Origin of the sequence: Flavivirga rizhaonensis (assembly GCF_004791695.1) — a bacterium.
Classification (GTDB): domain Bacteria; phylum Bacteroidota; class Bacteroidia; order Flavobacteriales; family Flavobacteriaceae; genus Flavivirga; species Flavivirga rizhaonensis.
Genome location: NZ_SRSO01000041.1, coordinates 1 through 14886, shown reverse-complemented (window position 1 = coordinate 14886; position 14886 = coordinate 1). Strand labels below are relative to the sequence as shown.

The window sequence follows — 14886 nt, the reverse complement described above, 5'->3', positions numbered from 1 at the left end:
TATGGCTATAGTAATTAACATGCCGCGTTTAAGCGACACTATGGAAGAAGGAACAGTCGCAGCTTGGTTGAAAAAAGTAGGCGATAAAATTGAAGAAGGCGATATTCTTGCAGAAATAGAAACGGATAAAGCAACTATGGAGTTTGAGTCTTTTAATGAAGGGACTTTACTTCATATAGGTGTTCAAGAAGGAGAGACAACTAAAGTAGATGAATTATTGGCTATCATAGGAGATGAAGGTGAAGATATAGCAAGTTTATTAAGTGGCGATAACGCTTCTACGGAAGTAAAGGAAGCTACTGATACAGTTGAAACCAATGATGAACTTGCAGAAGCATCTGCAGATGTTGCATTGCCGGAAGGTGTTATCGTTGTAACCATGCCGCGTTTAAGCGATACCATGGAAGAAGGAACCGTTGCAACATGGCTTAAAAAAGTAGGGGATACTGTTGAAGAAGGTGATATTTTAGCTGAAATTGAAACAGACAAAGCGACTATGGAGTTTGAATCCTTTCAAGCAGGAACATTGCTTCATATAGGATTACAAGAAGGGGAATCTGCAAAAGTGGATGCTTTATTAGCTATTATTGGCCCAGCTGGAACAGATGTAAAGGATGTAGCTAGTAATTTTAAAGTTTCTGGTGGTTCAACAAAAACAGAAGAAACTCCTAAAAAGGAAACTCCAAAAGTAGAAGCTCCTAAAACGACTGCTAAGCAAGAAACAGCAAAACCAAATAAATCAGTTGCCGCGACGTCAGCAAATGGCGGACGATTATTCGCATCTCCATTAGCTAAAAAGATTGCAGAAGAAAAAGGGATTAACTTATCTCAAGTTCAAGGTTCTGGAGAAAACGGACGTATCATCAAACAAGATATTGAGAATTTTGTTCCAGCTTCTTCAGGAGCATCCGTTGGCAAATTTGTTCCAACAGGACAGGAAGATTTTGATGAGGTTACTAACTCGCAAATGCGTAAAGCCATTGCTAAAGCATTAACAAATTCCAAGTTTACTGCGCCTCATTATTATTTAAATGTAGAGTTCGATATGGAAAATGCGATTGCATTCCGTAAACAATTCAACTCTGTTCCAGATACAAAAATATCGTATAACGATATGATTGTTAAAGCTTGTGCATTAGCATTAAAGCAACACCCACAAGTAAATTCGCAATGGTTTGCCGATAAAATGCGTTTAAATAACCATGTGCATATTGGAGTGGCAGTAGCAGTTCCAGATGGACTGGTAGTGCCTGTAGTTAAGTTTGCAAATGAGCAATCATTACCACAAATAGGAGCGGCAGTTAAAGAACTTGCAGGAAAAGCCAGAAATAAAAAATTAACACCAGCCGAAATGGAAGGTAGTACATTTACAGTTTCTAATTTAGGGATGTTTGGTATAGAAAGTTTCACATCTATTATCAACCAACCAAATTCGGCCATTCTTTCGGTAGGTAACATTATTGAAAAACCAGTAGTTAAAGATGGTAAAATAGTTGTTGGTAATACAATGAAATTATCTTTAGCCTGTGATCATAGAACGGTTGATGGTGCTACTGGAGCACAATTTCTTCAAACATTAAAAGGGTATATTGAAAACCCGGTAACGATGTTAGTGTAATTATCCCTGCGGCATGTGCTGAACTCGTTTCAGTAAAGCAGGAATCTCATAATAAATATTTAAACCTGTTTCATTTATTTGAAACAGGTTTTTGTTTTTTAATCGAAAAGAATTCTCCGAGGCTTGCCTCGGGGTTTCTGTTATTACCAAAACAATTAAAGTCAATATACTGTGATTACAGTAGTAGTTTTTTATCTTTAAACTCTAATAAAACCCGAAATGAAAAAACTATTAAGTATTATAGTTGCTATAATGTTTTTTGGCTGTGGTTCTCAAAACAAGATCTCTGAAATAAAGCATACGAGTAAGTTAGCTTTAAAAGAAGATATCAAGGCCAGCTTAGAGTATTTAGCTTCAGATGAATTAAAAGGGAGACATACAGGAAGCGAAGGTATTGAAAAGGCAGCCGTTTTTATTGAGAACTTTTTTAAGAAAAATAAGGTGCAACCTTATTTTAAAACCTATAGAGATAGTTTTCATTTAAAGGATATTGTTGGCTACAACATAGTAGGATATATTCAAGGTCAGGATTCAGAACTTAAAAATGAGTTCGTAATACTTGGAGCTCACTACGATCATATAGGAACGGCAGAACCTGTAAATGGTGATAGTATTGCTAATGGCGCAAATGATGATGCCTCTGGTACGGTAGCAGTTTTAGAATGGGCGAAGTATTTTTCTAAATTAAAAAGTAACAAACGAAGCATATTATTTACATTATATGCAGCAGAAGAAATGGGGTTAAAAGGCTCTGGTCATTTAGCAAAACGATTGAAGGATGAAGGGCTTAACTTATATACTATGATTAATTTTGAGATGATAGGTGTTCCTAGAACTGAAGAAGAAACCATGGCCTACATAACAGGATATAAAAAATCCAATATGGCTGAAAAACTAAATAGTTATGCGGAAGAGGATATAGTGGGCTTTTTACCTCAAGCTAAAGCATATAATTTGTTTAAACGCTCAGATAACTACCCGTTTTTTAAAGCATTTAAAATACCGGCTCAAGCAATTTCTACATTCGATTTTACAAACTTTGATTATTATCATCATGTAGATGATGAAGCAGACAAAATGGATTTTGAACATATGACATCTTTTATAAATAAAATGATACTGGCTTTAGAAGGTATGATTAATACCAGCACAAAAGAAATAAAAATAAACAATGAGTAAAAATATTATTATTACAGGAACAAGTAGAGGCATTGGTTTCGAGTTAGTTCAATTATTTGCTGATGCTGGTCATCATGTTTTAGCGTTATCTAGAAACAGTAAACCAATAGATGATCTTAGGTTAAAAAATGTTGAGTCATTCCCTTTTGATTTAAGTAAAAATGATGATTATAATAAATTAGAAACCTTTATTGGTTCCAATTGGAGTCAGGTAGATGTTCTAATTAATAATGCAGGAGCTTTACTAAATAAACCCTTTTCAGAAACATCAATGCAAGATTTTGAACAAGTATATAAAACGAATGTTTTTGGTGTTTCAGAAATGACCAGAACTGTACTGCCTTATATGAAGCATAACGCTCATGTTGTAACAATCAGTTCTATGGGTGGTGTTCAAGGGAGTATGAAGTTTGCAGGTTTAAGCGCCTATAGTTCTAGCAAAGCAGCGGTGATTGCTTTAACAGAATTACTAGCCGAAGAATATAAAGAAACAAGTACTAGTTTTAATGTTTTGGCTTTGGGAGCCGTACAAACCGAAATGTTGGAAGAGGCTTTTCCAGGGTATCAAGCACCCACTACGGCATTAGAAATGGCACAGTATATTTTTGATTTTTCGCTTAACGGACATAAATATTATAATGGAAAATTACTCCAGGTTTCTAATTCCACACCTTAAACTATTAGTCTATTTATAATAGAATAATAGTCTTATGACTGTAATGCTGTTAAATGACCTATAGAAGAATAATGTTATTTACAACAGATTCTTTATATCTGTCTCGCTAATTATAATAATTTAAATTATTGTGTAATTTATTGGGTTACATTTTTATGTTTTGAAGAAGTCGTTTGTGTAACTTTATAACCTTATTAATAACTGTAGTTATCATTGTTTACAGCAAATGTTAAAAAAATTATTTGCATACCTAAATTTAATTATTTGTTGGCCTGTTACTCCTCAAAAATATTTATCTTGCAGTAAATTTTAGCCTACAGAATGCTTAAAAAAATACTATTTTTCGTCATAATAATTTCTTCAATAACGAAAACCCAAGCCCAGTGTACTGATGAAAGAAGGATTGATATCTGTGATATGACTATTGTAGATAGCGATCCTAGTAATCCAGAACCAGATGGAATTATTAATCTTTATGATAGATATAATGCCCTTCCTGGTGTTACGCCTATCGACCCTACAATGGGAAATTGGTTTGATCCGAATTTTAATTTTGCATTAGACGGGTCTGGTAATTTACATTTGTGGGATTTAGATAGGTCTTCAATTGTAGAAACAGACCATCAATTTCACTTTTTAAGCGCTACGTCTGGATGTCCTGATGATATTCTTATAAGATTTAATGTGGTTGTGGGGGCGTTTTCTGGTTATGCCAAAGGTGCTGGTACTACTGGAGCAAACGTGCAAATCTGCGATTTGAACTCTACACCGAGAAATAGATGTAATTTAGAAGTAGATATAGATCTTTTTAACGCTTTAGAACCTATTCCAAGTCCGCACCTTAACGGAACGTGGGTATATAATGGGGGTGGTTCTGGTTTTATTAGCCTAAATGGTTCAGACTTAACAGTTACGATCCCATATGATGTAGGACCATCTCGAGTTGATCAACAAACTTTTCATTTTACTTATATAGTTCAAGGTATGGATCCTTGTAATACGGCACCTTACCCTAGTGAAGCAAGAACAGATGTTAGCGTTTCTGTTGTAAGAAAAGTTTTTTCGGGGTATTCAAAAAATCAACGCATTTGTGAAGATGATATTAAAAGTGGAGCTTATGATGCAGATATAGATTTAAGAAATGATGAATTTTTGGCACTTGAAGATGTAGATGGTACCTGGAGAGGAAGTGGCTTTGGTCAAGTAACAAACCCAATAGATTCCAGAATAAATATTAAAGATATTTATGATCAAATAATAGCTAGAGATGGTGTTAAGTTTGGATGCGCGCGAGTTAATTATGATTACACAGTAAAGCAACGATCTGGAGTTTGTGAAGACACAACGTCTACAGTTAGTTTTAAAATTTATGAAGATTTAAGACCGTTTAGCCAAAGAGGGACTTTACCATCGTATTGCGAAGATGACCCTAGTCAACCAGCTACAATAAATTTATATAATGAACTAGAGTTTACAACCGAGAATGGTATTTCATTTGAGTATAACAATAATGCCTGGACTAATTGGAGGCTTGTTTCTGGGCCTTCAAATTTGGGGCTTGTATCTAATGGGAATCTTCCATTTCCACAAGCAGGGTATTCTTCATTAGGACCTGTTAGTTTGTTAAATGCGCCTCCAGGAGATTATGTTTTTGAATATGTTGTTTATCCCGAATATAATTGTTGGCCTGATAGTTTTCAAGTACTCGATTATTCTTCCGATTATTGTAATACAACACCTAACAATATGCTTCCTTGTCGAGAAGAACGCGCACAAGTAAGGTTTAGAATTCATCCTAAACTTTATGCAGGAGAAGATACAGAGGGATTACTGTTTTGTGAAACAGATCCGACCATAGCAGCTCCTTTAGATTTATTTACTTTATTAACTACAAATGGAGTTGATAATATTTATCAAGGACCACAAGGTAGGTGGGTAGATTCAAATACAGGAAACAGCATAACAAATCCATTTACTGTACCTCAGATTAACAATCAGCAAACTTTTAATTTTGAATATATAACAAGAACTGTTAATAATTGTGAAGATAGGGCGAGATTATCTTTTACAGTGTTTGAAGAATACCAATCGGGAGTAGGATTATCAAGAAGAGATGTATGTGACAATAATGTGCCATTTGATTTATTTGATGATTTAATGGGCAACCCTAATACCAATGGAACATGGACAGGACCTAATGGATATACTTCTGCATCTCATAATGCTATATTTACACCTGGAGTTTCAGATGAAGGAGATTATATTTATACTGTTCCTGATAATGTTGATGTTTTTACAGGAACTATTATGTGCACCGGAAATTCAGCAACTATTACAGTTGTAAACCATCAAAGTCCAAGTGCTGGAACCAGTGGTAGTTATTTTGTATGTCGTTCGGATTTACAGGTAGATTTGGTAGATTATTTAGGTCCTTCGGCAGATTCTGGAGGTGTTTTTAGAAATTTGGATACTACAGATTTGTTAACAGGAAGCTTGTTAGACGTATCTCAATTAGGAGCAGGAACATATAATTTTCAATATGAAATTCAAGGGCATGTTTCCTGTAATTTATCTACATCACAAATTTCAATAACGGTAGTAGAAGTTCCAAGTCCAAATGCAACAGATCAGATATTTTGTGCTAGTGTTGGAGCAACAGTTTTGGATCTTGTTGCTACTAATGGTATAGACTTTAATTGGTACGATAATATAGATGATACAAGCCCTTTGTCTATAGGAACGGTTTTAATTAATGGAGAAGATTATTTTGTTGCGGCAGTCGACTCAGAAGGATGTGAGTCTCCTAGAATTGGAATATTAGTAGAGCTTCTACCTCTTAATCATCCAGACTGTGTTAGTTGTTTTAAAGACGGTATTTCTGTTAATGGAGACGGTGAAAACGACGCGTTTGATTTATGTGGATTGCCAACAGTGTTTCCAAATTTTGAATTAAATATTTACAATAGGTTTGGAACATTGGTTTATAAAGGAAATAGAGATACGCCACTTTTTGAAGGAAAATCCAATGTGTCATTAACCGTTGGAGATGAGTTACCATCTGGAGTTTATTTTTATGTGTTCGATCCAAAAGATGGAGTAACAGATCCTATTCAAGGAAACTTTTATTTAAGTAGATAATGAGCCATTTATAGAATGAAGATTAAAATATTTATAGTATTCATAATATGTGGTTTATCTGCATATGCGCAACAAGAACCCCAGTATACACAATATATGTATAACATGAGTTTGGTAAACCCAGGTTATATGATAAACGAACCTAGTATTATACAAGTTGGTAGTTTGTACCGTACACAATGGGTTGGTATAGATGGTGCACCTAAAACAGCTAATCTATTTGCAAATGTTCCTTTAAGTGAAAAAATAGAATTAGGCGTAAATTATTTAAATGATAATATAGGAGGTAACATAAACCTTAGCGAAAATGTGTTTAATATTAATGCAGCATATAAAATTAATGTCAAGAAAGATCTAAACCTATCCTTTGGAATAAAAATGGGGTTTGATCATATAAATTTTAGTAGTCTAGGGAGTAATGTTAGTGGAGACCCTTTGTTTGAAAACACCAATAAAACAGTAATAAATATTGGTGCGGGAGCCTTTTTATTTCATAATAATTATTATGTCGGATTATCATCACCCAATCTTATTCCAAGTGATTTAAATGTTAATAGTGGTGTATTATATAAAGACAAACCACATGCCTTTTTAATTGGAGGTTATGTATTTGACGTTAATAGCGAACTTAAATTGAAGCCGTCTACAGTTATTAAATATGTTACGGGAGCACCTTTATCGTTCGATGTCTCTGCAAATGCCCTATATCTAGATACATTCGAGTTAGGCGTATCGTACCGCTATCAAGATGCCGTTTCCGGTTTAGCAGGCATCAATATTACACCAAATTTAAAAGTTGGATATGCCTACGATTTTAATACAAGTCAATTAAATAATTATAATAGCGGGAGTCACGAATTTATATTACTCTATAGATTTGATGTGTTAGGATTAAGTAAAAAATATTCATCCCCAAGATTTTATTAACATGATTAAGAATATTACTTTTATTATAATCAGCCTGTTTTTTATACAGGTATCATTTGGGCAAAAGAAAACAAGAGCCGATCGTTTTTTTGAAAAAGGAGATTATAGCAATGCTGCTAAATATTATGAAGAAGAAATAAAAAAAGAACGTCACAAAAAAGCTATAGAAAATATAGCAGTTTGCTATTATAATACCTTTGAATACCGTCTTGCATCAAGATATTTAAAACAATTAGTAAAAGGAAAATACGGTGAGAAAGATAAAACCTATAATAATGAATATAACTTTAAATTATACCAGGTATTATCAGCCTTAGGAGATTATGAAACAGGATTGGATTATTTTAAGCGATATAAAGAAAATTTGTCCGTTTCTTTAGACACATCAGAATCTATTGAAATTATAGAAGCGTTTAAATTAAAAAATCCGGATTATAAGATTAAAAAGAGTCAGTTTAATTCTGAAGCATCCGATTTTGGAGCTGTAAAATTTAATGATACTGTTTATTTTACTTCCGATAGGGATAATAAAAAACTTTTAAGAAAAAAATACAAATGGACGCATCAATCCTTTCTTGATATCTACGCAGTAAAAGTTGATGAAAATAATGATACCATAGGAAGCTTTAAACCCCTTTCCAAAACAATAAATTCTAAATTGCACGAAGGGAATTTCTGTTTTACAAGTGATGGAAATACGCTTTATATTTCAAGAAGTAATTATACCGATGGAAAGAAAGAGTTTAGCGAGCAGTCTAACAATAATATTCATTTATATAAAACCACTCGCGTAAATGGTAAATGGGACAAATTAGAAAAGTTACCATTTAACCAAAACGGATTTTCCTATCAGCACCCTGCTTTGAGTCCAGATGATAAAAAGCTCTATTTTTCATCAGATATAGAAGGAGGCTACGGTAGTTTTGATTTATATTATGTAGCTATTGAAGTAGATGGAACTATTGGAGAGCCAGTTAATTTAGGACAAACCATTAATACCGAAAACAGAGAACATTTTCCATTTATATCACAAGAAGGCAATCTGTTTTTCGCATCCAACGGTCATTTAGGATTAGGGATGCTAGACAACTTTGTTTCAGAGCGCGTTAATGATGTATTTACAAAGCCAATTAATTTGGGAGCACCTATTAATTCGAGGTATGATGACTTTAGTCTAAATTATTATGATGCTAAAGAAGGATTCTTTTCTACAAATAGAAATAAAAAAAATGATGAAATATTTAAGTTTAAGCAAACAGGTGAAATTTTTATAAGAGAATATATAAATAGGTTTGAAGTAAGAGATTTAGATACAAAAGAATATATTCCAAATACCGAAGTTGTATTAAAAGATAAAAAAGGAGTTGAGAAATATACCAATACCTTAGATTCTTTAGCATTTTTTAATATCAATTTACTAGCAAATAACTATGAGTTTTCGGCTAATAATGAAGCCTATACGCCTAATAAATTAAATGTAACAGTAGTTGAGGCTCAGGATCAAACACATATATTGTATTTAAAGAAGGTACCTCCACCACCGCCAATAGACCCCGTTGAAGCATTAATTGAAGAAAAGAAAATTGATAAAAAATTAAAAGAAAAAGACCCAAAACGATTTGAATTATTAACCGATATTGAAGGCCCTCCAGTTATTGAAAAAGATGGTAAATTATTTTTCCAATTAGAACCCATTTATTTTAATTTTGACATGTGGAATATCAGGGCAGATTCTAAAAAAATACTGGATGAATTGGCGGCTAAATTAGAACGATACCCAAATATTTACTTAAAAATAAGTTCGCATACAGATAGTAGAGGAACCGTACGATATAATCAGATTTTATCAGAAAGACGAGCAGAATCAACAAGGAATTACTTAGCATTAGAAGGATTTATTAATGCACGTCGAATGAAATTTCAAGGTTTTGGAGAATTAGAACCCATAGTTCCATGTCCTATGTTAGAATGTACAGAAGAAGAGCATCAGTTAAATAGACGTAGCGAATTTGAAATAGTTAAGTATTAGAAAATTTACTTATGAGTAAATACAAATGTGTTATTTTCGATTGCGATGGCGTACTGATTGATAGTGAAACGATAGCTGTTGGTGCTATGGTAGATATGGCAAATGATTTAGGAGCCAATATTGAAAAAGAAGGAGCCGTTAGCCGGTTTAAAGGGAAGTCGTTTAGTTTTTGCATGGACACTATTTCTAACTTAATTGGGAAACCGTTACCTGAAACATTTGAAGCAGATTATAGAGTGAAAAGTTTTGAAGCCTTTAAACAGCATATAAAACCCATTGAAGGTATTAAAGAAGTGGTGCAAAACTTAAAAGTACCATTTTGTACAGCGTCTAGTGGCCCAGAAAATAAAATCCGACTTAACTTAGGACTTACTGGACTATTGCCTTTTTTCGAAAACAATATTTTTAGTTGTTATACCATCAAGAAGTGGAAACCAGATCCAGGTGTTTTTTTATGGGCAGCAGAGACAATGGGATTTAAACCAAGTGACTGTGTGGTTGTTGAAGATAGCTTGTCTGGAGTTCGGGCAGCTAAAAATGGTGGTTTTGATGTGTTTGGATTTACAGCTCATGATTATAATAATGAATTAGAAGCAGAGGCTACAAAGACTTTTGTTAATATGTCTGAGCTTTTGGGGATGTTATGATTGTTTGGAAGTTCATTTTAGTATTTGTTAGGATTTTGTCATTATTTCTTCGTTGACATTAATTTGGTGGGTTTTTCTTTTTTGTGATAAAACGTTTGAAAAAGAAAGTATAAAACCATTATTTTTGTTTTAATGCAAGATGTGCTTCAAAATTATATTCCAGAAATTGCCATACCCCAAGTTTTAAAACTTTTAGAACATGATAATTTAGTGGTTAAAATTAAAAATGAACGAAAAACCCGCCATGGCGATTATAAGCGATTACCAAATGGGAAACATCAAATAACAGTCAATTCTAATTTAAATACCTACCGATTTTTAATCACATTAATACATGAGGTTGCTCATTTTGAAGCTTATAAAACTTATGGAAGGTTTATAAAACCTCATGGAATTGAATGGAAGCGCACATTCCAGCATTTAATGTTACCGTTTTTAAATCCTGGGATTTTTCCAGATCATTTATTACCACTTTTAGCAAAACATTTTAGAAACCCTAAAGCAAGTAGTGATACCGATGTGAATTTAGCATTAGCTTTAAAACAGTTTGATGAACCCAATAATAAAACCTATATTTTTGAAGTGCCTTTAGGAAGCACTTTTAAGTTGTATAATGGCAAAGTTTTTAAAATGGGACAAAAACGAGTAAAACGTTTTGAGTGTATTGAAGTTAAAACAGGAAAGTTGTATCTTTTCAATCCGAATGCAGAAGTTGAAATTGAGATTCCTGCCTCTGCAGGAATCTCATGAATTAAATCTCAATGTTACACAGAGCTTGTAAAAGAGATTTTTAAAATTATAAATAAACAGATTCCCATTTTTACGGGAACGATATAATATATATGAAGAATAAAAATTATTACGCCATTTTAATGGCAGGCGGTGTTGGTTCTAGATTTTGGCCGGTAAGTACTCAAGATTTTCCTAAACAATTTCACGATATGTTGGGGACTGGTGATACATTAATTCAGAAAACCTTTCATCGTTTAGCAAAATTAATACCAGAAGAGAACATCTTTATTTTAACCAACGAGCGTTATAATGATCTCGTGTTAGAACAATTACCAAGTGTTACAAAACGACAAGTTGTGTTAGAACCGGCCATGCGAAATACAGCACCCTGTATCTTGTATGCATCATTAAAAATTCAAAAAGAGAATCCGGATGCAGTTATGATTGTGGCACCTAGCGATCATTGGATAGAAGATGAAAATGCCTTTTCTGAAAATGTACAACAAGCATTCAATTTTTGCTCTAAAAATAATGCCCTAATGACTTTGGGTATTCAGCCAACATTTCCTAATACAGGATATGGCTATATTGAATACGATAAAACTTCCGCGGAAGCGATAAAAGCGGTCAGTCAATTTAAAGAAAAACCCGTTTATGAGGTTGCTAAACAGTACATAGCACAAGGCAATTTTTTATGGAATGCTGGTATTTTCATGTGGAGTGTACAAAGTGTTGTTGAAGCTTTTAAGAATAACCAACCAAAATTATTTACGTTATTCGAAAATGGTATAGAGGTTTATAATACAGATCTGGAAGAAGACTTTATTCGAGACCATTATGGTAAGGCAGAAAACATCTCGGTAGACTATGCTATTATGGAAAAATCAACCAATGTTTACGTCATTGCAGCTGAGTTTGACTGGAACGACCTTGGCACTTGGGGAAGTTTATATGATAAATTAGATAAGGATGATAGCAAAAATGCTGTAGTGAATGCTAGAACATTAACAGAGGATGCATCAGGCAATATGATTCGCACTCAAGATGATAAAATAGTAGTAGTTGACGGTTTACAAGACTATATTATTGTAGATAAAAAAGAAGTTTTACTTATCTTTCCTAAGACAAAAGAACAAGATATTAAAAAAGTACTCCAAAATGTGAAGGATAAGTTTGGAAAGCATTATGGTTAAAATATAATTATGAGTGAAGAAAGTAAATTCAATTTTTCTGAAGAGGAAACTAATCAGGACAAGGCGGTTGAGCAATCAAAAGAAGCTGTAAAAAAAGATGCTAAAGGTTTATTTCAAAGTATTAAAACCTTTTTTAGTGAGTTGCTGGACTTTAGAGAAGATACCGATAGAGATGCAACCATTGAAGCCATAAAAAAGGATATTCCTTTTAAAGGGGCTACGGCATGGATTTTAATTTGCTCAATCTTTGTGGCTTCTGTTGGATTAAATGCGAACTCTACCGCTGTTGTTATTGGAGCCATGTTAATTTCTCCATTAATGGGACCTATTCTGGGTGTAGGACTTTCTATTGCTATTAACGATATTGATACCTTAAGAAAATCCTTAGTAAACTTGGCAACCATGATCGTTTTAAGTTTACTAACCGCATATTTGTTTTTTAAGTTTTTTCCAACGGCAGATTTAGTTACTAATGAACTTTTTGGACGTACAAAACCAGATGTTAGAGATGTCCTCATAGCCTTTTTTGGTGGTTTAGCATTAATTATTGCGCGTACCAAAAAAGGAACCATAGCTTCGGTTATTTTTGGTGTTGCTATTGCTACAGCTTTAATGCCTCCTTTGTGTACCGCAGGTTATGGTTTAGCTCACAATTGGGATTATTTTGTAGGAGCTATGTATTTGTTTACTATCAATACTATTTTTATAGCGTTGGCTACATTTATAGCGTTGAAAGTTCTACGTTTTCCAATGCTGAAATATGCTAATTCTAAAAAAAGAAAACGTATTGCACAATTGGCATCTATACTAGCCATATTGGTTATGGCTCCTGCCATTTGGACATTTGTAGATTTTATAAAACAAAGTGGTTTTGAAAATGACTATAATAACTTTGTTAAGGATGAAATTACATCTAATCGAGAACTATGGTTTCAAAATGGGACATTAAATACTAGTGACAAAAAAATAACGCTGTATTTCAATGGAGAAATTACAGATGCTACTGAAGCTGATTTAAGAAATGAATTAAAACGTTATGATAAGATCAAGGAATTTAACCTTGAAATAAATGGAAATAAAAATAGGAGTTTTGATAAAATATCTGAAGCTTACGATAGAGCTATTAAGGAATTAGACCAAAAAGATAATATCATTTCTGGTTTACAAAAACAAATTGTAGACTTACAAATTGAAGTTACAGAATTAAATAAAAAAATAGAAAATAATGCGTCTCAAAGCAATTCAGTTTCATTTACCAATTTGTCGCGCGATGCTAAAGTACGATTTAGTGATTTGCAATATTTTAGTTATGCAAAAATGCTTGAATCTAAAGATTTTATTAAAATTGATACTATAGCTGTCGTTCATATAAAATGGAGAAAATCCTTAAAAGATAGTTTGGTTTTAATAAAAGAAAAAGAATTGAATAAGTGGTTGAAACAAAAACTAAATTTAGATACTGTGGTTGTTAAAAAGGCTGATTAGTTTTTAAGTTTAAAAATAAAACAATACGATGAAAAATAATGTTTTAGGACTCGTTTTAATGATGCTCTTGTTAGGGTTTTCGTGTAAAGAAAAAAGAGAAACAAAACAGACTAAGGTGGAACCCAAAAAAACACCAACCCTAAATTTAGTCTGGCAAACAGATACGCTTTTAAGGACTAGTGAATCTGTGCTTTATAATAAAGCGTTAGATATTATTTTTGTTGCCAACGTTAATGAATCTCCATGGAGCAGAGATAATAATGGTTTTATATCTACCATAGATACAAAAGGAACTATTATAGAATTAAAATGGATTGAAGGGTTAAGTGGACCAAAAGGGATGGGTGTTTTTGATGGTAGATTATACGTGAATGATATTGATAGAATAGTAGAAATAGATATAAAAGAACAAAAGATAATTAACACCTATCCAGTTGATGGAGAACCACAATTAAACGATATCACAATAAGCCCAAAGGGAATTGTATGCGCTTCAGGATCAAATACAAATGCGATCTATGTTTTGGAGAAAGGAGAGATTAGTGTTCTTAAAATGAATACTGAAGGGAGGTTAAATGGATTGCTATATCAAAAAGAAGGTCTGTTTTTTACGGATTCAGGAAGGCAATGTTTTGGAACTTATAATTTCAAATCAAAAACGTTTAAAGTACTTACCGAAGGCATTGGTCACGGAGATGGTGTTATACGATTAAAAACTGGTGATTTTATTGTGTCCGATTGGAAGGGGCAGGTTTTTTATATTGATTCAACCAATTGGGAAAAGACACTATTGCTTGATACAAGAGAGAGAGGCATTTACGCAGCAGATATTGATTATATTTCAGAATTACAGATGTTACTTGTTCCCAACTTTTTTCATAACACAGTTATGAGTTACAAGATTAGCTTCTAATAATAATAATAAAAGCCACTTATTGTGTGAATTTGACCATTTACAAGAGTTAGACGTTGTGTTTTTTATATTGTATTTATTTTCAAACACTTAAATCGTTGTTAGATAGAGTCTTTCCATTATGCTCAAGACAAGCTAATACCAATTCTCATTTGAAATAACCGTAATAAAACACCCTTTTTCGCTTTCTACTTCAATAAAAAAAGAAACCGTAACTTAGACTCAATGCTATTAAGTTAGTGTTGTAAATAATTGGTTTACAGTTGTTTATGTTTGTTTTTCTAGTTGTATTTTCGTATATTTATTTAATAATCAGATAGATATAAGATGCAAAAAAAACGGCTGTATT

11 protein-coding genes are annotated in these 14886 nt (G+C 33.0%); all 11 read left to right on the top strand.

Annotated elements, in window-relative coordinates:
* Position 1 precedes the first annotated feature (1 nt).
* Positions 2-1618: a pyruvate dehydrogenase complex dihydrolipoamide acetyltransferase gene (locus EM932_RS19385; RefSeq protein ID WP_135878864.1), complete on the top strand. Its 1617-nt coding sequence runs from the start codon at positions 2-4 to the stop codon at positions 1616-1618.
* Between the two features lie 219 nt (positions 1619-1837).
* On the top strand, positions 1838-2797 hold the full coding sequence (locus EM932_RS19380; RefSeq protein WP_135878863.1) for a M28 family metallopeptidase: 960 nt from the start codon (positions 1838-1840) through the stop codon (positions 2795-2797).
* Positions 2790-3473 carry an SDR family NAD(P)-dependent oxidoreductase gene (locus tag EM932_RS19375; RefSeq protein ID WP_135878862.1) on the top strand — a complete coding sequence of 228 codons (684 nt, stop codon included), beginning with the start codon at positions 2790-2792 and terminating at the stop codon, positions 3471-3473. The genes EM932_RS19380 and EM932_RS19375 overlap by 8 nt, the downstream gene beginning before the upstream one ends.
* Positions 3474-3794: 321 nt before the next feature.
* Positions 3795-6611: a T9SS type B sorting domain-containing protein gene (locus EM932_RS19370; protein WP_135878861.1), complete on the top strand. Its 2817-nt coding sequence runs from the start codon at positions 3795-3797 to the stop codon at positions 6609-6611.
* 15 nt (positions 6612-6626) lie between these two features.
* Positions 6627-7538, top strand: coding sequence for a PorP/SprF family type IX secretion system membrane protein (locus tag EM932_RS19365; RefSeq protein WP_135878860.1), 912 nt, complete (start codon positions 6627-6629; stop codon positions 7536-7538).
* Between the two features lies 1 nt (position 7539).
* The gene (locus EM932_RS19360) at positions 7540-9567 is read left to right on the top strand and encodes an OmpA family protein (RefSeq protein ID WP_135878859.1); all 2028 of its coding nucleotides are present in this window, start codon (positions 7540-7542) and stop codon (positions 9565-9567) included.
* Positions 9568-9578: 11 nt separating this feature from the next.
* Positions 9579-10214 (top strand): HAD family hydrolase, encoded by a 636-nt coding sequence (locus tag EM932_RS19355; protein WP_135878858.1) that lies wholly within the window; start codon positions 9579-9581, stop codon positions 10212-10214.
* A 132-nt stretch (positions 10215-10346) separates the two neighbouring features.
* Entirely contained in the window at positions 10347-10964 is a 618-nt protein-coding gene (locus tag EM932_RS19350) for a SprT-like domain-containing protein (protein WP_135878857.1), read from the top strand.
* A 92-nt stretch (positions 10965-11056) separates the two neighbouring features.
* Positions 11057-12139, top strand: coding sequence for a mannose-1-phosphate guanylyltransferase (locus tag EM932_RS19345; RefSeq protein ID WP_135878856.1), 1083 nt, complete (start codon positions 11057-11059; stop codon positions 12137-12139).
* A gap of 9 nt (positions 12140-12148) precedes the next feature.
* On the top strand, positions 12149-13624 hold the full coding sequence (locus EM932_RS19340) for a DUF389 domain-containing protein (protein ID WP_135878855.1): 1476 nt from the start codon (positions 12149-12151) through the stop codon (positions 13622-13624).
* Positions 13625-13652: 28 nt separating this feature from the next.
* A complete protein-coding gene (locus EM932_RS19335; protein WP_135878854.1) occupies positions 13653-14537 on the top strand; it encodes an NHL repeat-containing protein in 885 nt (294 codons plus the stop codon).
* The last annotated feature ends 349 nt before the right edge of the window (positions 14538-14886 follow it).